Below are 25,703 nucleotides of genomic sequence, written 5' to 3'. Positions count from 1 at the left end.
TTCACTCGAGAGAAGACCGCTTGCCCATGTCCAGTTCATTTAAAAGCCGTCCCTTGTTGCGCATGCTCCTGCTCGGCCTGTGCGCCTGCCTGCTCAGCCCGCTGGCCAGCGCCGATCAGGCCAAACGCCTGCGCATCGGCATCACCCTGCACCCTTATTACAGCTACGTCGCGAACATCGTCGGTGACAAGGCCGAAGTCGTGCCGCTGATCCCGGCCGGTTTCAACCCGCACGCCTACGAGCCACGCGCCGAAGACATCAAACGCATCGGCGGTCTCGATGTGATCGTGCTCAACGGCGTCGGCCACGATGACTTCGCCGACCGCATGATCGCCGCCAGCGAAACACCCGACATCAAGACCATCGAAGCCAACGAAAACGTGCCGCTGCTCGCCGCCACCGGGGTTGCTGCCCGCGGCGCCGGCAAAGTGGTCAACCCGCACACGTTCCTGTCGATCAGCGCTTCGATTGCCCAGGTCAACAACATCGCTCGCGAGCTGGGCAAACTCGACCCGGACAACGCCAAGACCTACACGCAGAACGCCCGCGCTTACGGCAAACGCCTGCGGCAGATGCGCGCCGATGCCTTGGCCAAACTGACTCAGGCACCCAACGCCGAACTGCGCGTGGCCACGGTACACGCGGCTTACGATTATCTGCTGCGCGAATTCGGCCTCGAAGTGACCGCCGTGGTGGAACCTGCTCACGGTATCGAGCCGAGCCCGAGTCAGTTGAAGAAGACCATCGATCAACTGCGTGAACTCGACGTGAAAGTGATCTTCTCCGAGATGGATTTCCCCTCGACTTATGTCGAAACCATTCAGCGTGAATCCGGGGTGAAGCTGTATCCGCTGTCGCACATTTCCTACGGCGAATACACCGCCGACAAGTACGAAAAGGAAATGACCGGCAACCTCAACACCGTGGTCCGGGCGATTCAGGAGTCCGGTGCATGACGGCCCAGGAAAACATTGCAGTCAAACACAGCGGCCCGACTCTGGATTTTGCCGATGTCAGCCTGACCCTCGGCCGCACGGTGATTCTCGACAAAGTCACCTTTCAAGTGCAACCCGGCACCGTGCATGCGCTGGTCGGCCCGAATGGCGGCGGCAAGAGTTCGCTGATCAAGACCCTGCTCGGCCAGATGCCGCATCAAGGCCAACTGAGCCTGCAATGGCCCGGCGAACCCGGGACCATCGGCTACGTGCCGCAGGCGCTGGAATTCGACCGTGGCTTGCCGATGACCGTCGACGATTTCATGGCGGCGATGTGTCAGCGGCGTCCGGCGTTTCTCGGCCTGAGCAAGCACTACGCCGCCGCCATTGGCGAGGCGCTGGAGCGGGTGGGCATGCAGGACAAGCGCAAACGCCGGATGGGTGCGCTGTCCGGAGGAGAACGTCAGCGCGTATTGCTCGCGCAAGGCTTGATCCCCGCCCCGCAATTGCTGGTGCTGGACGAGCCGATGTCAGCGCTCGACGAAGCCGGGATTCAGGTGTTTGAACGCCTGCTCGGCGACTGGCGCGCGGCGGGCATCACGGTGCTGTGGATCGAGCACGACCTGGAAGCGGTCGGACGTCTCGCCAATCGGGTCACCGGCCTCAATCGCCGGGTACTGTTCGACGCCACGCCACAACAGGCGCTGACCCCGGAACGTTTGCTGACACTGTTCTCGACCCATCCACGGAGCGCTGCCTGATGAGCTACGAAGCCTTTCGTTTGATGATTCAGGGTTGGGCCTCGTCCGGTTACCTGCCGGAAGCGCTGGCCTATGGGTTTGTGGTCAACGCGCTACTTGCCGGTCTGTTGATCGGCCCGGTGCTCGGCGGCCTCGGCACGCTGGTGGTGGTCAAACGCTTCGCATTTTTCTCCGAAGCGGTCGGCCATGCGGCACTGACCGGCGTGGCCATCGGCATTCTGCTCGGCGAACCCTACACCGGGCCTTACGGCAGCCTGTTCGGTTACTGCCTGCTGTTCGGCATTCTGCTCAACTACCTGCGCAACCGCACGGGTCTGGCGCCTGACACATTGATCGGCGTATTCCTCTCGGTGTCGCTGGCATTGGGTGCGAGCCTGCTGCTGATTCTCGCCGGCAAGATCAACGTACACATTCTGGAAAACGTGCTGTTCGGCTCGGTGCTGACGGTCAATGGCAATGACTTGGCGGTGCTAGCCATCGTCGGCTCGCTGGTGATGGCGCTGGCCCTGCCGCTGTACAACCGCATCATGCTCGCCAGTTTCAACCCGCAACTGGCGGCGGTGCGCGGGGTCGCGGTGAAAACGCTGGATTACCTGTTCGTGATTCTGGTGACGCTGATCACCGTTGCTGCGGTGAAAGTCATCGGCGCGATTCTGGTCGGTGCACTGCTGGTGATTCCGGCCGCGGCGGCACGCTTGCTGAGCCAGTCACTGAAGGGGTTTTTCTGGTGTTCGGTAGCGATTGCCACGGTGAGCACGCTGTGCGGGATTCTCGCGCCAATCGTGTTTGATCTGCCGATTCCGTCCGGCGCCGCGATCATTCTGGTTGCCGGTATCGGCTTCGCCCTCGCCGCCATTGCCCGGGGCGTGGTCCCCAGCCTGAAAGGGAATCTTGGATAAATGTCTTTTTCATTGCGACAACTGACCCTGGCCATCGCCCTGTGCGGCGTGGCATCCACCACTGCGTTGGCCGCCGAAAGCGCAAAGCCGCTGCGAGTATTGGCTTCGCTGCCGATCACTTACGGCCTCGGTGAAGTGCTGCTCAAAGGCACCGACATCAACCTTGAACGCGCGGCGCCAGCGAATCTGCCGGGCAGCCGTCAGACTGCATACTTCACCGGTCGCGGCGCTCCGGCGCTGAGCAAACTGGCGACCGATGCCGACGCCGTGATCGGCGTGCGCTCGTTGTGGGCCGATGATCCGCTGTACCCGATCTCGCGCCGCAGCAACATCCGCATCGTCGAAGTCGACGCCGCGCGCCCGGTCGACGGCGCCCTGCCCGGCATTGCCGTGCAACCGGGGCTGAAGATTGACGGCCTGAACAGCCAGCCGTGGCTGTCGAGCAACAACATGGGACGCATGGCCGATGTGATGGCGGCAGATCTGGTGCGCCTGGCGCCGACGTCCAAACCGCAAATCGAGGCCAATCTGGCGGCGCTGAAACAGCGTCTGCTGAAACTCAGTGCCGACAGCGAGGCGCGTCTGGCCAAAGCCGACAATCTGAGTGTGCTGAGCCTGAGCGATCATTTCGGCTATCTGATCGGCAGCCTCAATCTGGAACTGATCGGCGAGGATGCGCGGGCAGATGCGGAGTGGACGCCAGAGGATTTGAAAAAGCTCACGGCGACACTCAAAGACAATGACGTGGCGCTGGTGCTGCATCATCGCCAGCCTTCAGACGCCGTGAAAGCGGCAATTACCGAGTCCGGCAGTCAGTTGCTGGTGTTGAGCACTGATGCGGCAGACCCGGTGGCGGAACTCGAAGGCAATGTCGATTTGCTGCTCAAGGGTTTGAAAGGGGCATAAAGTCCAGCTGTAAAAAAACCCGCTGACCGTCACCGGTTCAGCGGGTTTTTTATTGTCCGGCGAATTACTGTGCCGCAGCCTGCGCTTCCATCTTCTGACGCAAACTCAGCGGACGCATGTCAGTCCAGACTTCTTCGATGTAGGCCAGGCATTCCTTCTTCATGCCGCTCTTGCCCACGGTGCGCCAGCCCTCTGGCACAGCCTTGTAATCCGGCCAGATCGAGTACTGCTCTTCGTGGTTGACCACGACCTGAAAGAGGATGTCCTCGCGGTCGAATACTGACGTCATGCTGTGTCTCCATCGCTGTAAGGTGGGCTGCACGAGGGGTGCAGCCGGGTATGTAGAAGGAACGTTCGGCGCGCTGAAAAATTTACACGGCGGCGGTCGCGGCGACCAAGGCACGGCCGAAGATTTCGGCCACCCGGTCGATTTCAGCGGCGGTGATCACCAGCGGCGGCAGAAAGCGCACCACGGCGCCATGGCGACCGCCCAGCTCTAGAATCAAGCCACGCTTGAGGCATTCGCGCTGTATCAGTGGTGCGAGACGTGCAAAGGCTGGCGGATGACCCAGCGCGTCCTTGGCACCGTTCGGGTCGACCAGTTCGACACCTAGCATTAGCCCGCGGCCGCGAATGTCACCCAGTTGCGGGAAGTCCCGTTGCAGGATGCGCAGGTGTTCGCTCAACCGATCGCCCATGGCCAGCGCGTGCTCGCAAACCTTGTGCTCAACCAGATAACGCATCACTGCGGAACCGGCAGCCATCGCCATCTGATTGCCACGGAACGTACCGGCGTGCGCGCCCGGCTGCCAGGTGTCGAGCCAGTCGCGATAAACCACTACCGCCAGCGGCAGGCTGCCGCCGATGGCTTTCGACAGCACCACGACATCCGGAATGATGTCGGCGTGTTCGAAGGCAAACATCTTGCCGGTCCGCGCAAAGCCGCTCTGAATTTCATCGACGATCAGCGCCACGCCAGCCTGCTCGGTAATGCGGCGCAGACCGCGCAGCCACTCGATATCGGCAGGAATCACGCCGCCCTCGCCCTGCACCGCTTCGACGATCACTGCTGCGGGCAATTGCACGCCGGCCTCGGGATCGTTCAGCAGGTTTTCCAAATAGCTCAGGTTGGCTTTCACCCCGGCAGCGCCACCAATGCCGAACGGGCAGCGATAGTCGTATGGGAACGGCATGAATTGCACACCGTTGCTGAGCAAAGCGCCCAGCGGTTTCTTCGGCCCCAAGCTACCCATCAGACTCAGCGCGCCCTGGCTCATGCCGTGATAACCGCCGGAGAACGACAGCACGGTGCTGCGCCCGGTGGCGGTGCGCACCAGTTTCAGCGCGGCTTCTACGGCGTCGGTGCCGGTCGGGCCGCAAAACTGGATTTTTGCCTCGCCCGCCAGGGCTGGCGGCAGCAGGCCGAACAGGTCCTGCACGAATTGATCCTTTACCGGCGTGGTCAGATCAAGCGTGTGCAGCGGCAGTTCATCGGCCAGCACCTGCTGGATCGCTTCGATCACCACCGGGTGGTTATGCCCCAGCGCCAGCGTGCCGGCACCGGCCAGGCAATCGATGAACGTGCGACCCTCGACGTCTTCGACATACAGACCTTTGGCGCGCTTGAGCGCGAGCGGAATACGTCGCGGATAACTGCGAGCGTTGGATTCCTGCTGGCTCTGCCGAGCGAGCAGTGGCGATTCGTTGAACTGATACAAGGTTTCCGCTGGCGCAGGGCTGATCCGCGCCGACGACTGTTCGATAAGGCTGGTGGCGACTGACATCTCTCGACCCCTCTATACGCTATGGGTAGTGACCAAAACGGCACACTGCACAGGTGCGCGTTCCGGTCGGGGCGCACATGCAGGTTTTCCTGTTCTGGAAACGCACCAGCGGGTCGAGGATTTACACCCTTGATCGAGATGTCAGGTCGATTGCTCCAAAGGTTTGTACATGGGAAGGCTATGAACGCCTTGCTGGAAAACCGCTGAGGCGGTTTCGCGGTATCCCAGACGCCGATAAAACGCTTCGCCGGTGCGCGTGCTTTTGAGTCTGGAATGCGCCATGCCACGGATTCGCAGCCAGCCTTCAAGATCTGACATCAGCGCCCGTCCGACTCCGCGACGAAACCACTCCGGCTGCACGTGGCAGAACATGACAGCACCATTGGCGGCAGCCATGCCGACGCCGACCGGCTTGTCATGCAGCAGCGCGAGATTCAGATAAAGGTGCGGATCGGCAAGCCAGACGCTGATGTGTTCGGTCGATTGCTGGCGTATCCAGCTCTCGACGACGCGGGGGTCATTGCGGTGATCGAGTGCGCAACCGACGCGGATCGAGCGCTCGACGATGCGACTGATGATGCCCGCATCGGCGGGTGTCGCGGGCTGAATGTAGACGGCTGCTTCCATGGCGCTGTTTCCTCAATCCATTGAGTCAAATGGCTGCGCCGAAGATAACGGCGCAGCGCGCGGATGGCCAATGGAGAGAGGTTACATTTGATGTGCCGGCCATTGGCGAGGGCCGGCGCTGAACTCAGACCGGCTGCAACGGCATCGTCAGTTCAACCCGCAAGCCATCCGGGCGGCTGTCGAAATGCAGGGTGCAGGCGCAACGCTGGACGATCGCTTGGACAATCGCCAGCCCCAGACCGCAACCGGTGCTCTGACCATTGCGCCAGAAACGCTGGGTCAGGTGTTGCAGATCATCCGCGGCAATTCCCGGCCCGTGATCACGCACCAGAAAGCGCACGCGGTTGCCGGTGGTTTCCAGACTCAGCTCCACCGCACCTTCCGCCGGGGTATGGCGCAAGGCGTTGTCGAGCAAATTGCGCAGCGCGGCAATCGACAGCACTGCGGGCATTTGCAGCGGCGCGTTGGATAAAACCTCGGGCAGGTGCAGCTTGATGCGTTGCCGCTCGCCGCTGGCCGAGTCCTGAATTGCCAGCCGCGCCACTTGCTCGGCGCTGCACTGCACGCCGTCATCGAATGAAAGACTGCCCTCGACCCGCGCCAGCAACAGCAATTGCTCAAGCGTGCGATGCAGACGGTCGGCGCCCTCTTCGGCCCGCGCCAATGACTGATCGCGAGCGCTGCCCTCGGTCATGCGCGCGACCTGCAGGTGGGTCTTGATCGCCGTCAGCGGGCTGCGCAATTCATGCGCGGCGTCGCCGGTCAGTCGGCGTTCGCGCTCAATGGTTTTGCCGATGCGCTGGAACAGTTGATTCTGGGTGTCGAGCAACGGTTTCAGTTCGCTGGGAAACGCCTGCAACTGCAGTGGTTCGAGCGAATCGGCATTGCGCCGCATCAAGGCTTCGCGCAGTCGATTGAGCGGCGCCAAGCCTTGGCCGATCCCCAGCCACAGCAGACACAAGCAACCGAGCAACGCCACGCCGACCGGCACCGACGCCGCCAGCAGAATCGACATATTCAGTGCTTCGCGCTCAATCACCCGATCCGCTGTGGTGATGCGCACATCACCGCGCGCCAGAGTAAAACTGCGCCACGGCGCGCCGTCGATCATCTGGTCGTGGAAGCCCATTTTCTCGGCTTCCAGCGTTTCCTCGGGGTTGTTGTGGCTGCGGGCGAGAATTTCCCCGCGCAACGAGCTGACCTGACAGGCCATACCGCCGGGAATGTTCAATTGTTCGGCACTGAAATGCGTACCCTCGCCCTTGCTCGGCAAGGTTGGCAACTGCTCGAGCAGCCCGGCCACCATGCGCGCCGAAGCCACCAGACGCTGGTCGAGGGAGAACATCATCTGATTGCGCAGATCACTGAGCATCCAGGCCGCCGCAAGCGCCCAGATCAGCGCAAACGCGGCGCCGAGGGTCAGACTCAGACGCAGACGCAGACTCATCACTTCGGTGGTTCTCCGCCATCCGCCGGGCCGAGGCGATAGCCCAGACCACGCACGGTTTCAACGATGCCTTTGCCGAGTTTGCTGCGCAGGTGATGAATGTGCACGTTGAGCGCGTTGCTCTCCAGTTCGTCGTTGAAACCGTAGACGCTGTCCTTCAACTGCTCGGTGGACAGCACTCGGCCACGGTTATGCAGCAAGGCTTGCAACAGCGACTGCTCACGGCGCGACAAATCTATCGAGCGCCCGGCGAGCATGGTTTCGCGGCTGCTCGGGTCATAAGTCAGCGCGCCATGTTCGATCAGATTGACGCTGCGCCCGGCCACTCGTCGCAATAGCGTTTGCAGACGGGCGAACAGTTCACGCAGGTCGAAGGGTTTGAGCAGGTAATCATCAGCACCCGACTGCAAGCCGTCGACGCGGTCGGTGACCGAATCGCGCGCGGTGAGGATCAGCACCGGAATCTCCAGGCCGTGCTGGCGCAGTTGCTGCAACAGCTTGAGGCCGTCCTCGTCGGGCAAACCGAGGTCGAGTACCATCACGTCGAATTCAGCGACCTTGAGGATCGCCCGCGCCTTCGAGGCAGTGTTAACGTGCTCGACAGTCAGGCCTTGCGCCGTCAGACCGGCAACGATGCCACTGGCGATCAACTCATCGTCTTCGCAAACCAGTACGTGCATGGTGAGTCCCGTATAAAAACGCTGATTAGGCCGCTGGCCGATTAAGCCGACATTATGCCCCGAACACCGCACCGACAAGGGCGTCACGGTTAATCCACGGTTAATCGCCGCCGCACATTGTGCACCTCAATTGCACATGGACAAGGCACCTTAATGCGTCATTTATTTTTGATGTTTGCACTGTTGATCTCGGGCCTGGCCCAGGCAGGCAACGATCCGTTTGCAGCAAAACCGGACTTTTTGCCGGTGGACAAGGCGTTCGTCCTGACCTCCGAGCGTCTGGAGTCCGGCGAGACCCAGCTGTTCTGGCAGATCGCCGACGGCTATTACCTGTATCAGAAACGCCTGAAATTCGATGGACTCGCCGCAGAGCATGCGCCAGTGCTGCCCGCGGGCGAATCCCACAGTGATGAATTCTTCGGCGAACAACCGGTGTATCGCCAAGGCCTGGAGCTGAAGATTCCGGCAGGCGCCAGCGGCCAGATCAAGGTCGGTTATCAAGGCTGCGCCGATGCCGGCCTGTGCTATCCGCCGCAAACCCGCGTGATTGATCTCGGCGGCAAAGCGACTGCGACGAACAGCGCTGAAGCACCCGATCAAGCGCTGGCGAGCAATCTGCAACAGCGCTCGCTGGGCTGGAGCCTGCTGGTGTTCTTCGGCCTCGGTCTATTGCTGGCGTTCACCCCCTGCACGTTGCCGATGCTGCCGATCCTCGCAGGTATGGTTGTCGGCAGCGGCGCTACCCCGCGTCGCGGTTTCGCGCTGGCCAGCAGTTATGTGATCTGCATGGCGCTGGTCTACGCGGCAATGGGTGTGATTGCGGCGATGCTTGGGGCCAACCTTCAGGCGTGGTTGCAGAACCCGTGGCTGCTGGGTTCGTTCGCGGCGGTGTTCGTGATTCTGGCGCTGCCGATGTTCGGCTTCTTTGAGTTGCAATTGCCGGTGGCGCTGCGTGATCGGCTGGAACACGTCTCGCGCAGTCGCAGTGGCGGCAGTTTGATCGGTGCCGGTGTGCTGGGCGCGTTGTCCGGTTTGCTGGTCGGGCCGTGCATGACCGCGCCGCTGGCCGGTGCGCTGCTGTATATCGCGCAAAGCGGCAACGCCGTGCACGGTGGGTTGATTCTGTTTGCACTGGGCATCGGCATCGGTGTGCCGCTGCTCTTGCTGGTCACCGTTGGTAATCGTTTCCTGCCCAAACCCGGCGCATGGATGAACCTGCTCAAAGGCGTGTTCGGTTTCCTGTTCCTTGCCACCGCGGTGCTGATGTTACGCCCGGTGCTCGATCCGAGTTTGTGGCTCGGCCTGTGCGGCGCGCTGCTGTTGATCGCAGCCTACTGCGCCTGGAAACAGGCCGAAGGTTTCGGCCGCGTCGCGCAGATGTTTGGCGCCCTTTCGCTGCTGCTTGGCTTGTGGGGCAGTTTGCTGGTGATCGGTGCGGCGGGCGGTAGTGACGATCCGTATCAGCCATTGCAGGTGTACAGCGCAGGCCGCAGCGCCAGTGCCGCGCCGAACGGCCATGAAGCATTCACCACGATCAAGGAACCCGCCGCCCTGCAACGCGAACTCGACGCGGCCCAGGCGCAAGGCCAATGGGTATTGCTCGACTACTACGCCGACTGGTGTGTGTCGTGCAAAGTCATGGAAAAACAGGTATTCGGCCAGGCGCGGGTCATGCAAGCGCTGAGTGATGTGCGTCTGCTGCGCCTCGACGTCACCGCCGACAACGCTGCCAGCCGCGAGCTGCTCGGCCGTTACAAAGTGCCGGGGCCACCGAGTTTCGTGTGGATCGGCACCGACGGTGAAGAGCGCCGCAGCCAGCGCATCACCGGCGAAGTCGATGCCGACACTTTCCTGCAACGCTGGACCACCACTCGGGACGCCCGTTAATGCTGACGTTCACCCTCGGCACCTTTGCCATCGCGCTCAATCATCTACTGCTGATCAGTGCGTTGGCGCTGGCGACTTTCGTCGGCTGGCGGGTGGCCAAGCGTGGGGGCGACAACCCTGAGTCGGCGCTGTTCAGTCTGTTTCTGATCGGCATGCTCGCGGCGCGCGTGGCGTTTGTCGCGCTGTACTGGGGACATTACCGCAGCGATCCGTGGCAGATCATCGACCTGCGCGATGGCGGTTTTCTCGCCTGGCCGGGCGTGATCGTGCTGCTGCTGGTGGCGCTGTATCGCGGCTGGCGCCGACCCGGATTGCGCCGCCCATTGGGTTTTGGCGTGGTCAGTGGCGTGGCGTTCTGGCTGCTCGCGACCTTGTCACTGAACATCTACGAACAAGGCACACGTCTTCCGGACATCAGCCTGCGCAATGCCGCCGGGGAAACCATAAAACTCAGCGACTATCAGGGCGGCCCGTTGGTGATCAACCTGTGGGCGACCTGGTGCCCGCCGTGCCGCCGGGAAATGCCAGTGCTGGAGAACGCACAACTGCAACGCCCGGACCTGACCTTCCTGTTCGTCAATCAGGCCGAGAGCATGCAAAGCGTCGCGACCTATCTCGAAACCCAGGGCCTGAGCCTGAGCAACGTGCTGTTTGATCGCGGCGGTCATCTCGGTCAAGCCGTGGGTTCCATGGCATTGCCGACTACGCTGTTCTATAGCCCTGACGGTCGCTTGCTGTCGAGCCATCTGGGCGAACTGTCGAACGCCAGCCTGGCGCGCGCACTGGAAAATTTTGATACCCCGGCCGCCAATCCGAATCCGGCCACCTCTTCTTCAAGGAAACTGCCATGCCCCGCTTCCGCCACCTGCTGACGCTGTCCCTCGGCGCTGCTCTGCTGCACTTGCCGGCGGTGCAGGCCGCTGAAGAACTGCCAGAAGCAATCAAGAAGATCGAAGCCAAAGGCGCAAAAATCGTCGGCCAGTTCGACGCCCCGGACGGTCTGCGCGGCTATGCGGCGCAATATCAGAATCGCGGCATGGCGCTGTACCTGACGCCGGACGGCAAGCATGTGCTGCTGGGCAATCTGTACGACGCCGACGGCAAGGACTTGAGCAGCGAACCGCTGCAAAAACTCGTCTACGCGCCGATGGCCAAGGAAGTCTGGGCCAAGTTCGAGGCGAGCAACTGGATTCAGGACGGCAACAAGGATGCACCGCGCACGGTGTACCTGTTCAGTGATCCGAACTGCCCGTACTGCAACATGTTCTGGGAGCAGGCGCGGCCATGGGTCAAGTCCGGCAAGGTGCAACTGCGCCACATCATGGTCGGTATCATCCGCGAAGACAGCCCGGCCAAATCCGCCGCCCTGCTGGCCGCCAAGGACCCGAGCAAAGCCCTCGAAGATCACGAGAAGGCCGGCAAGGCCAGTACGCTGAAAGCATTGAAAGAGATTCCGGTCGCCGTGCAGACCAAACTCGCGGCGAACATGCAGTTGATGGAAGACCTCGACCTGCAAGCCACCCCGGCGATCTTCTACATGGACGACAAAGGCGAACTGCAACAACAGCAAGGCGCGCCGACGGCGGAGAAACTGGCCAAGATTCTTGGGCCGAAATAATCCGGGATTTTATGGTGCCTGAACCGGCCCCATCGCGGGCAAGCCCGCTCCCACAGTTTCTGCGGTGAACACAAATGTTGTGTACGCCATTGATCCTGTGGGAGCTGGCTTGCCAGCGATGAGGCCAGCATAGGCGCTGAAGATTACAGACCCTCCAGCTCCGCCATCAGATCATTCAGGCGATCCACCTTGTCCTCGGTGATGTCACTCGCCGCCAACCCTTCGATGTATTCGGCCAGTTCCGCCACCGTGCTGCATTCAAACATCGCTCGCAGTGGCACGTCGCGGTGCAGGGTTTTCTGTACCCGCGAGGCGATCTGCGTCGCCAGCAATGAATGTCCACCCAGCTCGAAGAAGTTGTCGCGCACGCCCACCTTGTCGACCTTGAGCACCTCGGCCCAGATCTCGGCCAGGGTTTGCTCCAGTTCGTTACGTGGAGCCAGGTAATCCTGACTCTGTAACTGACCGATCTCCAGGACGGGCAAGGCTTTGCGATCAAGTTTGCCGTTGGCGTTGAGCGGCATCCGGTCGAGCCACAACCAGTGCAGCGGCACCATGTATTCCGGCAGCTCAGTGCGCAGACGCTGTTTGATGCGCTCCAGACGTTCGCTTTGATTCAGCGCAGAGTCGGATGCAACCAGGTAGCCAACCAAGTGTTTGCCGTTGACGCCTTCCTGCACGCCGACTGCGGCGTCGCGCACTTCCGGTTGTTCGTGCAGACGCGCTTCGATTTCACCGAGTTCGATGCGGTAACCGCGAATCTTCACTTGATGATCGACCCGACCAACATACTCCAGCACGCCATCGCTGCGACGTCGCGCCAGGTCGCCGGTGCGATACAGACGCTCGCCCGGCGTGCCGAACGGATTGGGCACGAACACCGGCGCAGTACGCAGCGGGTCGCTGACATAACCGCGCCCAACCCCGGTCCCGGCCACACACAATTCGCCCACGGCACCCAACGGCACCAACTCCAGCGCACCATCGAGCAGGTAGAGCAAATTATTGTCGGTGGGCGTACCAATCGGCAGATAGCTGCCGCGCGTCGATTGCATATCCACGCGGAAGAACGCCACGTCATCCGAGCATTCCGCCGGGCCGTAAGCGTTGACCAGGCCAATCTCTGGATAACGCAGCAGCCATTGGTGCGCCAGTTCCGGCGGCATCGCTTCGCCGGTCGGCAGCATCCAGCGCAAGCCATCGAGTCTCAGACGCTCCGAGGCGAGCATGCCCTGAATCAGTGACGGCACGCTCTCCAGCACAGTGATGCCCTGCTGCTGCACATGCACCAGCAAGCCTTGCGGATCGTGGGCGATGGTGTTCGGCACAATGTCCACTCGCGCGCCGAACAGCGGCGCGGCAAGGAACTGCCAGACCGAAATATCGAAGCTTTGCGACGCGGTCTGCGCGATCACGTCCGCCTCGCTCAGGTTCAGGTAAGGCACTTTGCTCAATTGGTTGTTGAGCATGCCCCGCTGTTCGACCATCACGCCTTTCGGCAGACCGGTAGAGCCCGAGGTGTAGATCACGTAGGCGAGGTTGTCCGGCCCGCTATAGATGCCAGGGTTTTCAGACGAGGCCACGCCAGCCTGCACTTCTTCCCACACCAGCAACTTGGGACGATTGGCGCAGCCGAACTCATCGAGCAAGGTCCGCGCCTGCTCACGGCAAGCCTCGCTGCACACTAGAATCGGTGTGCGGCTCATGTCGATGATCCGATGCAGACGCGAACCCGGCAGCCCTGGATCCAGCGGCAGATAACCCGCCCCAGCCTTGAAGCTGCCGATGATCATGCCCAGCAGATCGAGGTTACGCTCAGCCAGCAGCGCCACCGGTTGATCCATCTGCACGCCGGCCGCAACCAGTGCATGGCCGAGACGGTTGGCGCGCTGGTTCAACTGTTGATAGCTCAACTGCTGATCAAGGCAACTCGCGGCAATGCGCTGTGGATGCGCCGCCACTTGTGCTTCAAACAACTCGACGTAGCTTTGCTCCAGTGGATAGTCGTGCGCACTCTGGTTGCAACCGTGCAGCAGGAAATCCTGCTCTTCAGAACCCAGCAGCGGCAGATCGGCCATGTCGCCATGGAAGCCGTCGACCAGCGCCAGCAGCAAACGCTTGAACTCGCCGAGCATGCGCTCGATGGTCGATTCGTCGAAGTAACGCTGGTCGTAAGACAGGTGCAAGCCGAGGTCATCACCCGGATAGCAGACCGCCGTCAGCGGGAAGTTGGTGTGGGTGCGGCCTGAATCCGAAGTTGCATTGAGGCTCTGCGCGCGATCCAGCACCGAGACTTCAACCGGAGCGTTCTCGAACACGAACAGGCTGTCGAACAGCGGCTGGCCTTTGGGCAGTTCGCTCTGTTCCTGAATGTTCACCAGCGGCAGGTATTCGTACTCGCGCAGCTGCATGTTGCTGTCGAGCAAAGCGCTGAGCCACTGACGTACGCTGGAGCGCTGATCGTCCTCAGGCATCTGCACCCGCAGTGCGATGCTGTTGATGAACAGGCCGACGGTGCGCTGCATCTCAGGCATTTCCACCGGGCGTCCGGCCACGGTCACGCCGAACAACACGTCGCGATCCCCGCTCAAGCGCCGCAGCACCAGTGCCCACGCCGCTTGGGCAAAGGTGTTGATGGTCAGTTGATGCGCCTGAGCCAACTCGCGCAGGCGAGCGCCATCCTCGACATTCAGTCGGGTGTAGCGGTCGCCGACGATCATGCCGCCGCTTTCGCCCGCGTGTTCGCGCAGGAATGGCCGGTCGCTCGGGATCGGCGTGGTGCGCTCGAAACCTTGCAGATTCTGTTGCCACCACTGCCGCGCCTCGGCGAGGTTCTGGCGTTGCAGCCAACCGATGTAATCGCGGTAGCGTGGCGGCACCGACAGTTGTGCATCGCGCCCCTCGCCCAGTGCGCTGTAGATCTCGAAGAAATCGTTCATCAGCAGCGAACGGCACCAGGCGTCGATCAGGATGTGGTGGTTGCTCATCATGAACCAGTAGCGCGCCGCGCCGACCTTGATCAGGCGCAGGTGGAACGGTGCCTGATGGAGCAGATCGAACCCGGCTTCGCGCTCGGCCTTGAGCAGCGCTTGAAGCTTCGGTTCCTGCTCGGCGTCGGCGATGGCGGTCCAGTCGAGATACTCGATCGGCGTGTGCCCCGGCGTATGAATCACTTGCAGCATGTCTTCGCCGACGTTCCAGCAGAACGAGGCACGCAACGCTTCGTGACGGGCGATCACCGCTTGCCAGGCCTGAGCAAAACGCTGCGGGTCGAGTTCGCTGTTGATGCGGTAGCGATCCTGCATGTAGTACAGACCGGTGCCCGGTTCGAGCAGGGTGTGCAGCAACATGCCTTCCTGCATCGGCGTCAGCGGATACACATCTTCGATATGCGCGGCCGGCACCGGCAAGGCATCGAGTTGCGCCTGAGTCAGCCTGGCCAGCGGGAAGTCCGAAGGTGTCAAACCACCCGCCTCATCTTGCAGGCAATGTTCGATCAGGCTCTGCAACTCACCGACGTAAGCATCCGCCAGATCATTGATGGTCTGCGCGTCGTAACGCTCGGCGCTGAAGGTCCAGCGCAGCAGCAGTTCCCCGCCGTAAACCTGACTGTCGACGCTCAGTTCGTTAGGCAACGGCGCTTGTGGATCATGAGCGGCGCCGACCGCTTCATCCAGCGGACGGAACAGCGCATCGCTGCCAAAACTCTGGTCGAACTGACCGAGGTAGTTGAAGGTGATCGGCGCATGCGGCAACGCTGCCATGCTGCGCTGGCTGAGGTCATCCGCCAGATAACGCAGCACGCCATAACCCAGACCTTTGTGCGGTACGGCGCGCAGTTGCTCTTTGATCGCCTTGATCGAAGCGCCCTGCCCGGCGGCTTCTTCAATGTTGTGCGGGGTCAGGCGCAGCGGGTAAGCGCTGGTGAACCAGCCGACGGTGCGGGTCAGGTCGATCTCATCGAACAGGGTTTCGCGGCCGTGGCCCTCCAGTTGAATCAGCGCGGATGGCTGACCGCTCCAGCGACACAAAACCCGCGCCAGTGCGGTCAGCAGCAAGTCGTTGACCTGCGTGCGGTAAGCGCTCGGCGCCTGTTGCAGCAGTTGTTTGGTGCGCTCGGCATCCAGACGCACGCTGACGGTTTTTGCATGACGATTCTGCTGGCCGCCCTGCGGGTTTTCGCAAGGCAGATCAGCGTTCGGCCCGGCCAGTTGCGTTTGCCACCAGTTGAGTTCTTCGCGCAGGGATTCGCTGCCAGCGTAAGCCTGCAAGCGCGCGGTCCAGTCTTTGAAGGCACTGGTTTTCGCCGGCAGTTTCACCGATTGCTCGCTATCGAGTTGGCGATACACGGTTTGCAAATCGTCGAGCAAAACCCGCCACGACACACCGTCAACCACCAAGTGATGGATGGCGATAAACAGCTGTTGCTGCCCTTCAGGACCATCGACCAGCAAGGCGCGCACCAGTGGGCCTTGTGCAAGATCGAGGCTGCGCTGGGCATCGGCGAACAGTGCAGCGCACTTGTCCATCGAGGCCACGCGCACTTGCCACAGCACCGGCGCATCGGACACCGCTTGATGCGCCGCTTGCCACTCGCCATCAACCTCGGTGAAACGCAGGCGCAAGGCGTCATGTTGCTCGATCACCGCCAGCAGCGCTTGCTCCAGACGATGTGGTTCCAGCGCTACGGTTGGCTCCAGCAACAAGGCCTGATTCCAGTGCTGACGCTCGGGAATATCAGTGTCGAAGAACCAGTGCTGAATCGGCGTCAGGCGCGATTCACCGGTCACCAAACCTTGTTCGGCCGTCACGCTTTCGCTGCGACTGGCGACAGCAGCCAGAGTCTGCACAGTCTGATGCTGGAACAGATCACGCGGGCTGAAATGAATGCCCTGCTGGCGCGCACGGCTGACCACTTGAATCGACAGAATCGAATCGCCGCCAAGTTCGAAGAAGTTGTCGTTCAGCCCAACCTGCTGAACGTTGAGCACGTCGCACCAGATCTGCGCCAGGGTTTGCTCAAGCTCATTGCTTGGTGCCACATAATCCTGACGATTGAGTTCAGGATCCGGCGCCGGCAGCGCGCGGCGGTCGAGTTTGCCGTTGGCGGTCAGCGGCATGCTCGCCAGCAAAATCAGGTGCGTCGGCACCATGTAATCCGGCAACTGCGCTTTGAGATGCAACTTGAGTGCGTCGCGCAACTCGGCTTGGTTGGCTTCATTCTGTTCGGCGACTTCGCTGACCAGATAGCCAACCAATTGCTTGCCGCTTGGCGCGTCCAGTGCCAGGACTACAGCTTCGCGGACCGATGCGTGATCGAGCAGGCGAGTTTCGATTTCACCCAGCTCGATGCGGAAACCACGGATCTTCACCTGATGGTCGATGCGCCCGAGGTATTCCACCAGGCCATCGGCACGCTGGCGCACCAGGTCGCCGGTGCGGTACATGCGTCCGCCATCAGCGGCAAACGGATCAGCGACGAAACGTTCGGCAGTGATGCCCGCGCGGTCGTGATAACCCTGTGCCAGACCGGCGCCGCCGACGAACAATTCACCGGTCGCGCCTTGCGGCACCAACGCCAGATCGGCGTCGAGAATGTAAGCCACGCGAGCGCCGATCACGCTGCCGATCGGCACGCTGCCCGCGCCCTCTTCCAATACTTCCGGTGCCAGACTGGCCAGCGGCATGACCACGGTTTCGGTCGGGCCGTAGGCGTTGAAAAACAGGCTCGGTTTGAACGCCGCACGAATCCGTTGCAAGTGTTCGCCGGTCAGCGCTTCGCCACCGGTGATGATCATCCGCACCGGCAGAATCCCGTTCTGCGTCGCTAGCCATTGCGCCAACTGGCTGCCGTAGCTTGGGGTGAAGCCGAGAACGTTGATTTGATGATCGCGAATCAGACCGCAGATTTCTTCAGCATCCCACTGACCCTGCGCGCGCAACACCACTTGCGCGCCGCTGAGCAGCGGCACCAGCAAACGCTCGGTGGCGGCGTCGAAGTTGATCGAATAGAAGTGCAGTTCGCAATCGTCCGGGCGCATGCCGAAGCGCTTGATCACGGCTTGGCAATGCATGGCGATTTCACCGTGAGAAACCACCACGCCTTTCGGCTTGCCGGTCGAACCCGAGGTGTAGATCAGGTAGGCCTGATGCTGCGGCAGGCTGATCAATGGCAGCTCGGTTGCCGGGTAATTGGCCAACGCGGCGCTGTCGTCTTCCAGGCACCAGCGCGCCACGCTCGGCGGCAAATCGCCTAGGGCTTTGAACATCGCGCGGTCGCTGAGCAGCAGGCCGATGCGGCTGTCTTCGATCATGTAATGCAGACGGTCGAGCGGGTATTCCGGGTCCAGCGGCACATAGGCGCCACCAGCCTTGAGAATCGCCAGCAGGCCGACAACCATTTCCAGCGAACGCTCCAGCGCCAGACCCACGCGCACTTGCGGGCCGACTCCGCGCTCACGCAGCGCCCAGGCCAGGCGATTGGCGCGGGCGTCGAGTTCGGCGTAGCTCAGGGTCTGACCGGCGAAAGTCAGGGCCGGCGCGTCTTTGCGCAGCAATGCCTGCTCGGCGAACAGGTGATGAATGCACTGATCGAGACGCTGCTCGCCCGGCTCGACGCCAAGGCTTTCCAGCAGTTGCTGTTGCTCAGGCTTGTCGAGCAGCGGCAATTCGCTGAGGCGCTGTTGCGGATCGGCGATCAGCGCTTCGAGCAGATTTCGCCAATGTCTGGCCATGCGTGCAATGGTCGGCTCGTCAAACAGATCGGTGCTGTAAGTCAGGCAGCAACCGAGGCGATGATCGAGGTCGGTGACTTCCAGATTGAGGTCGAATTTGGTCGCCCGCGCATCGTTGGCCAGGTACTCGACGGTCATGCCGGCAAGCATGCGGCTCTGCTGGAATTCCCAACGCTGCACGTTGCACATCACCTGGAACAGCGGGTTGTAGGCAGCGCTACGCGGTGGTTGCAGGGCTTCAACCAAATGGTCGAACGGCAGATCCTGATGCGACTGACCTTCGATCACCGTGTGGCGCACCTGCTCGAACAACGCGCCGACCGACATCTGGCCGTCGAGCTGGCAGCGCAGCACTTGGGTGTTGAGGAACGCACCGATCAGCCCTTCACTTTCCGGGCGAATGCGGTTGGCCACCGGCGCGCCGATGCGCAGATCGGTCTGGCCGCTGTAGCGGTAAAGCAGCACGGACAGTGCGGCGGTCATGGTCATGAACAACGTCAGACCGTTTTGCGCATTGAACGCGCGGACGCGGGCGGCGAGTTCATCGCTCAGATCGAAACGGAACAGTTCACCCTGATGGCTTTGCACGGGAGGACGCGGACGGTCGCCGGGCAATTCCAGCAGCGGATGTTCGCGACCGAGTTGCGCAGTCCAGTAGTCGAGCTGACGCTGACGCTCGCCGGACTCCAGCCAGTTGCGCTGCCACACGCTGTAATCAAGGTACTGCACTGGCAGCGGTTCGAGCGGCGATTCGCGGTCATCGACAAACGCTTCGTACAGCGCGCTGAGTTCGCGGGCGAAGATGTCCATCGCCCAGCCTTCGGTGACGATGTGGTGCAGGGTCAGGACGAAGTAGTGCTCTTGCTCGGCGGTCTTCACCAGACAGGCGCGCAGCAACGGACCTGTTTCCAGATCGAATGGCAGGTGCGCTTCCGCGTCGGCCAGTTGCTGGACTTTTTGCTCTCGCAGGTCAGCCGCGAAGCTGGAGAAATCCTTCCAGTCCATGCGCACGCCCGTCTCGGCATGCACTTGCTGACGGGCCACGCCGTCGACACTCGGGAATGTAGTGCGCAGGGTCTCGTGACGCAGGATCAGCGCTTGCAACGCCGCTTCGAAACGCCCGACATCCATCACCCCGCGCAAACGCGCCATGCCGCCGACGTTGTACGCCGGGCTGTCCGGCTCCATCTGCCAGAGGAACCACATGCGCTGCTGCGAATAGGACAGCGGCACCGGTTGGCTGCGGTCGACCTTGTCGATGGGCGGCTGTTTGTTAGTGCGACCGCTGGCCTGAATCAGGCGGATCTGCTCGGCGAAATCGCCCAGTTCACTGTGCTCGAACAACGCACGCAACGGCAGCTCGACGTCGCAGGCCTGACGGGTGCGCGAGATGATTTGCGTGGCCAGCAGTGAGTGACCGCCGAGGGCGAAAAAGTCGTCGCGCAGGCCAACTTGCGTCAGACCCAGCACCTGGCGCCAGATCGCGGCGATCTGCTGCTCAAGCGCGGTGACCGGCTCGACGTGCTCGCGCACTTGCCATTGCGGCTCGGGCAAGGCGCGACGGTCGAGTTTGCCGCTTGGGCTGAGGGGCATTTGGTCGAGGCGCATGAGTTGCGCCGGGACCATGTATTCCGGCAGCTCGGCAGCGAGTGCGGTTTTCAGGCGTGCGATTTGTGCGTCCTGATCTTCGCTGGCATCGGTCGCGGTGAAGTAACCGATCAGTTGCGCGCCGGCAGCCGTTTCGCGCACCAGTACCACGGCTTGGGCGACGCCATCCTGAGCCAGCAGACGTGCCTGAATTTCTTCCGGCTCGACGCGGAAGCCGCGCAGTTTGACCTGCTGATCGAGACGGCCGAGGTATTCGATCACGCCATCGCTGGTCCAGCGTGCACGGTCGCCGGTGCGGTACAAGCGCGCGCCGTGCTCACCGAGTGGATCGACCACGAAACGCTCGGCAGTCAGCGCCGGGCGCCCCAGATATCCACGGGCCAGACCGATACCGCTGATGCACAGCTCACCCGGCACCCCGGCCGGAACCGGATTGAGATCGCTGTCGAGCACGCGGCAGACCACGTTGCCCAGTGGCCGGCCAATCGGCGAACGTTCGCCATCGGCAGTCGTGCAGTGCCAGTGGGTGACGTTGATCGCGGTTTCGGTCGGACCATAACGGTTGTGCAATTGCACCGCCGGCAGTTGCGCCAACACGCGGTTGCGCAGCTCTGCCGGCAACGCTTCACCACCGGAGAACACTCGGCGCAGGCTGGTGCATTCGGCGCTCAAAGGTTCGTCGATGAATAGCGAGAGCAGCGGCGGCACGAAGTGCAGCGTGGTCACGCCGTACTGCTGAATTAGCTGCGCGATGCGATGCGGGTCGCGGTGTTCGCCGGGGCCTGCGATCAGCAGGCGTGCGCCAGTGATCAGCGGCCAGAAGCATTCCCACACCGACACGTCGAAACTGATCGGCGCCTTTTGCATCAGCACGTCGCTTTCGTCGAGACGATAAGTGTTCTGCATCCATTGCAGACGTTCGGCCAATGCCGCGTGGGTGTTGCCAACGCCTTTCGGTTGGCCGGTGGAGCCGGAGGTGTAAATCACATAGGCGAGGTTGTCGCCGTGAAGGTGCAGACCCGGCGCCTGGCTCGGCCAGTTTTCCAGGTGCAAAGTGTCCATGGCGATCACGCTGACGCCATCACTGGCCGGTAGACGATCGAGTAACGAAGTCTGGGTCAGCAACAAGTCGACGCCGCTGTCGCCGAGCATGTAGGCCAGACGTTCGGCCGGGTAATCCGGATCGAGCGGCACGTAGGCGCCACCCGCCTTGATGATCGCCAGCAAGCCGATCAGCAATTGCGGCGAGCGCTCGGCGGCGATCGCCACGCACACATCCGGGCCGACGCCTTTGTCGCGCAGGTAATGCGCGAGACGGTTGGCCTGGGCATGCAGTTCAGCGAAATCGAGGCTGCCGCCGTCCCACACCAGCGCGGTGCGTTCAGGGGTATGGCGTACTTGTTCGTTGAGCAGTTCCGGCAGCCATTGTTGCGCGGCGGCGCACGGAGCAATGCTCCAGTGTTTTTGCTGCTCGTGTTCGGTGGCCGCTAACAGTTGCAGGTCGCCAATGGCTTGTTGTGGATGTTCGCAGACGTTGCGCAACAGGTTGCTGAAATGCTCGGCCAGACGCGCGATGGTCGCGGCGTCGAACAGTTCGTCGGCGTAGTCGAACGACAGCGTCAGGCGACCATTCCTGTCTTCTTCGCTGTGCAGTTGCAGGTCGAACTTGGCTTCGCGGCTGTGCCACGGCAGTTCTTCGGCGAGCAGTCCCGGCAGACGTTTGAGCGCGCTCAAGTCGCGTTGCTGATGGTTGAACATGACCTGAAACAGACCCTGCTCACGAGCCTGCGGGAAGGCTTCGAGCAGTTGTTCAAACGGCAGATCCTGATGCGCCTGCGCACCGAGTGCGGCCTGACGGGTCTGCGCCAGCAACTCAGTGAACGGCAGACGCGAATCGAGTTCGGCGCGCAGCACCTGGGTGTTGATGAAGAAGCCGATCAGGCCTTGGGTTTCCAGGCGTGGGCGGTTGGCGTTGGGCACGCCGATGCGGATATCGCGCTGACCGCTGTAGCGATGCAGCAGGCTTTGAAATGCCGAGAGCAACAGCATGAATGGCGTGGCTTCGTGCGCCTGCGCGGTCTGGCGAATCGCTTGGCTGAGGCTGCTGTCCAGACGCACGCTGTGCCGCGCTGCACTGTGTTTTTGTTTGACCGAACGCGGGTGATCGGTGGCCAGCTCCAGCGTCGGATGCTCGTCACCCAACTGCACTTTCCAGTACGCGAGTTGCCGCTCGCCCTCGCCTTGCGCCAACCATTGGCGCTGCCAACTGCCGTAGTCGGCGTATTGCGTTGGCAGCGGCGCCAGCTCGGCGCGCTGACCTTGCGAAGCGGCGGCGTACAGGCGCGAGAACTCGTCGATCAACACGTTGAGCGACCAGCCGTCAGCGATGATGTGGTGCATGGTCACCAGCAACTGGTGATCTTCATCGTCGAGGCGGATCAGCGTTACTCGCAGCAGCGGGCCTTTCTCCAGATCGAACCGGGTACGCGCTGCGTCTTCACGGATTTGCTGCGCACGGATTTCACGTTCGGCGATTGGCAGGTCGCTGATGTCGATCAGTTGCAGATTGAATTTGCCCGCGGCAACGATCTGCTGCAGCGCTACACCATCGCGTTCGAAGAAGCGCGTGCGCAGCGATTCGTGGCGTTCGATCAGTTGCTCGAAGCTTGCGCGCAAGGCGTCTTCGTCGAGTTCGCCGCGCAAACGCAGGGCACCGGGAATGTTGTAGGCGCTGCTTTGCGGGTCAAGTTGCCAGGTGATCCACAGACGGTTTTGCGCCAGCGATTGCGGCAGTGCGTCGTTGCGCCCTAATGTGCTGATCTGGCCTTGGGCGCTGCCGCCGTCCTGTTGCTGACGGGCAACTGCTGCGGCGAACGCGGACAGCGTCGGCGCTTCGAACAGCAGGCGCAGGTTCAGCTCAAGACCGAGCTCTTCGCGCACCTTGGCGATCACTTGTGTTGCGGCAATCGAGTTGCCGCCGAGCAGGAAGAAGTGATCATCCGCAGCGACTTGTTTGACGCCGAGTTGCTCGGCCCAGATCGTGCCGATCAGGGTTTCGAGTTCGCCGGCAGAGGCTGTCGAGTCGACGTGTTCAACTTCGTTCGACGGGAACACCGCGTAGCTGTCGAGGCTACCGTCAGCCAGACGATTGCGGCACGCCGAACGTTGCAGTTTGCCGCTGGAGGTCTTCGGCAGCGCACCCGGATTGAGCAACACCACCACGCTCGGCGCTTCTTGATACGCCTCGGCCACGGCTTGACGGATGGCTTTGATCAGCGCTTCGGGCGGGAGGATTTTCTGCACACTGCGGCTGATCTCTGCGGCGATGCCGATGCCTTCCTCACCATTCTGATTGACCGCGAACGCCGCGACGCGGCCCTTGCGCACCACCTCGACTTCATTCTCGACCGTTTTTTCGATGTCCTGCGGATACAGGTTGTGTCCGCGCACGATCAGCATGTCTTTCAGGCGACCGGTGATGAACAGTTCGCCGTCACGCATGAAGCCCAAGTCACCGGTGCGCAGCCAGGTACGGCCGGCGTGCTCGACGAAGGTTTTGGCGCTGGCTTCGGGGTTGCGCCAGTAACCGAGCGCGATGCTCGGCCCGGCAGCCCAGACTTCGCCGACGGCATTGTCAGCAAGTTCTTGCAGCGTATTCGGTTCGACGATCAGTACCGCGTGATCAGGCTGGCTGATGCCGCAACTCATGATCGGGCTGCCCGCGCCCGGCTCGGCGCGGTTTTGCGCCAGCGCCTGATCATCGACGCGCAAGTTCGGAATGCCCTTGCCGCGCGGGGTACCGGCGACGAACAGCGTGGCTTCGGCCAGACCGTACGAGGCCATGAAACTGCTGTCGCTGAATCCGCTGGCGGCGAATTTGTCGGCGAAGCGCTCGAGGGTGTCGAGGCGGATCGGCTCGGAGCCGGAATAGGCCACGCGCCAGCGGCTCAGATCGAGTCGTTCCAGCGCCGATTCGCTGACTCGTTCGCTGCACAGACGGTAAGCAAAATCCGGCCCGCCGCTGATGGTGCCGCCGTATTGGCTGATCGCTTCAAGCCAGCGCAACGGCCGGCCGAGGAAGTACGCCGGCGACATCAGAATGCACGGCACGCCGCTGAAGATCGGTTGCAGCAGACCGCCGATCAGGCCCATGTCGTGATACAGCGGCAGCCAACTGACGATCACGTCATCCGGATTGACGTCGATGCCGAAACCGTGGCGGATCAGCAGCTCGTTTGCGACCAGATTGCCGTGGCTGACCTGCACGCCTTTGGGCAGCGCGGTGGAGCCTGAGGTGTATTGCAGGAACGCGATGTGATCCTGCGGCAAAGTCGGTTCGACCCAGCGTTCGGCCAGTGCGCTGTCGAGGGTATCGACGCACAACAGCGGCGGCGCGCCTTCGATCTGCTGCAAGGCGTCGCGCAGGTCGGCGCTGGTCAGCAGCAGTCGTGGCTCGGCGTCGGCAATGATCGACAGCAGACGTTCCTGATGATGACGCTTGGTCGACTCCGGCGGATAGGCCGGCACGGCGATCACGCCCGCGTACAGGCAGCCAAAAAACGCCGCGACATAGTCCGGCCCGCTAGGAAACAGCAACACCGCGCGATCACCGAATTCGGCCTCGGCCTGCAACGCGGCGGCAATGCTGCGCGCACGTTGATCGAGTTCGCGGTAACTGAGCACCACCGCCTGCTCCGCGCTTTCAGCCAAGAAGCGCAAGGCCAGCCGATCCGGCGTCAGGGCCGCGCGGCGCTGGAGGGCTTGGACCAGAGTGCTGGGGAGTTCGAACGCGTCGGTCATGAGGTTTCCTGCCTGAAATTCGGCTTGCTAGTGGAATCGGGTTTGCTGCGTCACGCCCTTTCGCAGGGCATGCAGGGCGCGGTCTACGCCGACCGCGCAAGGCACTGGAATGCTGTATGGCCGGGGTTTGCGCCCGAAACCATTCACCAATGAGAACGGATGACGTCTTGAAATAATTAGTCGGCAGGCTGGATCGCCAACAGGGCCGGGGTGCGGCAGTGCGTCGCAGTTCTCAAATCGCACCGAACCGGAGCATTACTTCTCTTTCTCATTTGACAATCATTATCATTCAACATAATTTGTCGCTCGATGTGTAGGACGGCCGCCCCCGAGGCCTCCCACAAACCTATTGGCAGCAAGGTGATTTCCATGACGGAACAAGTATCCACAAGCAGGTGCGATTCACCGCTACTTCAGGCATTCGTCGACAATCGACTGATTCTGGTCAAGATCGCAGCGCGCATTACCGGCTGCCGCTCACGTGCCGAAGACGTGGTGCAGGATGCGTTTTTCCGGTTGCAATCGGCGCCGCCGATCACTTCGTCGATCAAGGCGCAATTGAGTTATCTGTTCCAGATCGTGCGCAACCTCGCCATCGATCACTACCGTAAACAGGCACTGGAGATGAAGTATTCCGGCCCTGAAGAGGAAGGCCTGAACGTGGTCATTCAAGGTGCTTCGCCGGAAACTTCGCACATCAACTTCTCGACCCTGGAACACATCGCCGACGCGCTCACCGAGCTGCCGAGCCGCACCCGTTACGCGTTCGAGATGTATCGCCTGCACGGTGTGCCGCAAAAAGACATCGCCAAAGAACTTGGCGTCTCGCCGACCCTGGTCAACTTCATGATCCGCGATGCGCTGGTGCACTGCCGCAAGGTGTCGGGCAGTCGTGGGGATGCGGTGGCGATGGGTCGTCGTTAAGACCGAATCGCCCGCAAAAAAAGCTCGCAGCCTTCGGCAGCTCCTACAAGGAACGCATTCCAATGTAGGAGCTGCCGAAGGCTGCGAGCTTTT

General features: G+C 61.9%; 14 protein-coding genes. 8 read left to right on the top strand and 6 right to left on the bottom strand.

Translation table 11 applies throughout. The features are described 5' to 3' along the window. Positions 1–26 precede the first annotated feature (26 nt). From ACP7EE_RS07600 to ACP7EE_RS07585, 4 genes are read left to right on the top strand one after another with little or no spacing between them, the layout of a single operon-like run. Positions 27–956 (top strand): metal ABC transporter substrate-binding protein, encoded by a 930-nt coding sequence (locus tag ACP7EE_RS07600; RefSeq protein ID WP_420650534.1) that lies wholly within the window; start codon positions 27–29, stop codon positions 954–956. Continuing rightward, positions 953–1,696: a metal ABC transporter ATP-binding protein gene (locus ACP7EE_RS07595; protein WP_426234079.1), complete on the top strand. Its 744-nt coding sequence runs from the start codon at positions 953–955 to the stop codon at positions 1,694–1,696. Before ACP7EE_RS07600 ends, ACP7EE_RS07595 begins: the two co-directional genes overlap by 4 nt. Further along, on the top strand, positions 1,696–2,595 hold the full coding sequence (locus ACP7EE_RS07590; protein WP_420650532.1) for a metal ABC transporter permease: 900 nt from the start codon (positions 1,696–1,698) through the stop codon (positions 2,593–2,595). The genes ACP7EE_RS07595 and ACP7EE_RS07590 overlap by 1 nt, the downstream gene beginning before the upstream one ends. Further along, positions 2,596–3,501, top strand: a complete 906-nt coding sequence (locus ACP7EE_RS07585) for a metal ABC transporter substrate-binding protein (RefSeq protein ID WP_426234078.1) — start codon at positions 2,596–2,598, stop codon at positions 3,499–3,501. 64 nt (positions 3,502–3,565) lie between these two features. Here the strand turns inward: ACP7EE_RS07585 and ACP7EE_RS07580 are convergent, their stop codons facing one another. The 5 genes from ACP7EE_RS07580 to ACP7EE_RS07560 form a co-directional block, all read right to left on the bottom strand. Next, the gene (locus ACP7EE_RS07580) at positions 3,566–3,790 is read right to left on the bottom strand and encodes an MbtH family protein (RefSeq protein WP_426206833.1); all 225 of its coding nucleotides are present in this window, start codon (positions 3,788–3,790) and stop codon (positions 3,566–3,568) included. 82 nt (positions 3,791–3,872) lie between these two features. After that, positions 3,873–5,285 (bottom strand): aspartate aminotransferase family protein, encoded by a 1,413-nt coding sequence (locus tag ACP7EE_RS07575; protein ID WP_426234077.1) that lies wholly within the window; start codon positions 5,283–5,285, stop codon positions 3,873–3,875. A 141-nt stretch (positions 5,286–5,426) separates the two neighbouring features. After that, positions 5,427–5,912: a GNAT family N-acetyltransferase gene (locus tag ACP7EE_RS07570; RefSeq protein WP_420650528.1), complete on the bottom strand. Its 486-nt coding sequence runs from the start codon at positions 5,910–5,912 to the stop codon at positions 5,427–5,429. A 124-nt stretch (positions 5,913–6,036) separates the two neighbouring features. Beyond that, positions 6,037–7,359: an ATP-binding protein gene (locus ACP7EE_RS07565; protein ID WP_426234076.1), complete on the bottom strand. Its 1,323-nt coding sequence runs from the start codon at positions 7,357–7,359 to the stop codon at positions 6,037–6,039. Continuing rightward, entirely contained in the window at positions 7,359–8,039 is a 681-nt protein-coding gene (locus tag ACP7EE_RS07560; protein ID WP_420650526.1) for a response regulator, read from the bottom strand. The genes ACP7EE_RS07565 and ACP7EE_RS07560 overlap by 1 nt, the downstream gene beginning before the upstream one ends. Positions 8,040–8,192: 153 nt before the next feature. Between ACP7EE_RS07560 and dsbD the strand changes: the two genes are divergently transcribed. The 3 genes from dsbD to dsbG are packed head-to-tail and all read left to right on the top strand — an operon-like array spanning position 8,193 to position 11,544. Further along, entirely contained in the window at positions 8,193–9,926 is a 1,734-nt protein-coding gene (gene dsbD / locus ACP7EE_RS07555) for a protein-disulfide reductase DsbD (RefSeq protein WP_426234075.1), read from the top strand. After that, positions 9,926–10,798, top strand: a complete 873-nt coding sequence (locus ACP7EE_RS07550; RefSeq protein ID WP_426206838.1) for a prolipoprotein diacylglyceryl transferase family protein — start codon at positions 9,926–9,928, stop codon at positions 10,796–10,798. Before dsbD ends, ACP7EE_RS07550 begins: the two co-directional genes overlap by 1 nt. Next, on the top strand, positions 10,774–11,544 hold the full coding sequence (gene dsbG, locus ACP7EE_RS07545; RefSeq protein ID WP_426206839.1) for a thiol:disulfide interchange protein DsbG: 771 nt from the start codon (positions 10,774–10,776) through the stop codon (positions 11,542–11,544). The genes ACP7EE_RS07550 and dsbG overlap by 25 nt, the downstream gene beginning before the upstream one ends. Positions 11,545–11,687: 143 nt before the next feature. Here the strand turns inward: dsbG and ACP7EE_RS07540 are convergent, their stop codons facing one another. Beyond that, a complete protein-coding gene (locus ACP7EE_RS07540; RefSeq protein WP_426234074.1) occupies positions 11,688–24,686 on the bottom strand; it encodes a non-ribosomal peptide synthetase in 12,999 nt (4,332 codons plus the stop codon). Between the two features lie 369 nt (positions 24,687–25,055). Between ACP7EE_RS07540 and ACP7EE_RS07535 the strand changes: the two genes are divergently transcribed. Then, the gene (locus ACP7EE_RS07535; RefSeq protein ID WP_420650520.1) at positions 25,056–25,610 is read left to right on the top strand and encodes an RNA polymerase factor sigma-70; all 555 of its coding nucleotides are present in this window, start codon (positions 25,056–25,058) and stop codon (positions 25,608–25,610) included. Positions 25,611–25,703: the final 93 nt, after the last annotated feature.

The organism is Pseudomonas sp. TWP3-2, from assembly GCF_049897765.1.
GTDB lineage: Bacteria > Pseudomonadota > Gammaproteobacteria > Pseudomonadales > Pseudomonadaceae > Aquipseudomonas.
This window is presented reverse-complemented; position numbering and strand designations above follow the sequence as displayed.

Excerpts from the sequence above, each read along its gene's own strand:
- ACP7EE_RS07540 (WP_426234074.1), bottom strand. The coding sequence starts at position 24,686 with ATGACCGACGCGTTCGAACTCCCCAGCACTCTGGTCCAAGCCCTCCAG.
- ACP7EE_RS07590 (WP_420650532.1), top strand. The coding sequence starts at position 1,696 with ATGAGCTACGAAGCCTTTCGTTTGATGATTCAGGGTTGGGCCTCGTCC.
- ACP7EE_RS07575 (WP_426234077.1), bottom strand. The coding sequence starts at position 5,285 with ATGTCAGTCGCCACCAGCCTTATCGAACAGTCGTCGGCGCGGATCAGC.
- ACP7EE_RS07550 (WP_426206838.1), top strand. The coding sequence starts at position 9,926 with ATGCTGACGTTCACCCTCGGCACCTTTGCCATCGCGCTCAATCATCTA.
- ACP7EE_RS07570 (WP_420650528.1), bottom strand. The coding sequence starts at position 5,912 with ATGGAAGCAGCCGTCTACATTCAGCCCGCGACACCCGCCGATGCGGGC.
- dsbD (WP_426234075.1), top strand. The coding sequence starts at position 8,193 with ATGCGTCATTTATTTTTGATGTTTGCACTGTTGATCTCGGGCCTGGCC.
- ACP7EE_RS07535 (WP_420650520.1), top strand. The coding sequence starts at position 25,056 with ATGACGGAACAAGTATCCACAAGCAGGTGCGATTCACCGCTACTTCAG.
- ACP7EE_RS07560 (WP_420650526.1), bottom strand. The coding sequence starts at position 8,039 with ATGCACGTACTGGTTTGCGAAGACGATGAGTTGATCGCCAGTGGCATC.
- ACP7EE_RS07585 (WP_426234078.1), top strand. The coding sequence starts at position 2,596 with ATGTCTTTTTCATTGCGACAACTGACCCTGGCCATCGCCCTGTGCGGC.
- ACP7EE_RS07580 (WP_426206833.1), bottom strand. The coding sequence starts at position 3,790 with ATGACGTCAGTATTCGACCGCGAGGACATCCTCTTTCAGGTCGTGGTC.
- dsbG (WP_426206839.1), top strand. The coding sequence starts at position 10,774 with ATGCCCCGCTTCCGCCACCTGCTGACGCTGTCCCTCGGCGCTGCTCTG.
- ACP7EE_RS07565 (WP_426234076.1), bottom strand. The coding sequence starts at position 7,359 with ATGAGTCTGCGTCTGCGTCTGAGTCTGACCCTCGGCGCCGCGTTTGCG.
- ACP7EE_RS07600 (WP_420650534.1), top strand. The coding sequence starts at position 27 with ATGTCCAGTTCATTTAAAAGCCGTCCCTTGTTGCGCATGCTCCTGCTC.
- ACP7EE_RS07595 (WP_426234079.1), top strand. The coding sequence starts at position 953 with ATGACGGCCCAGGAAAACATTGCAGTCAAACACAGCGGCCCGACTCTG.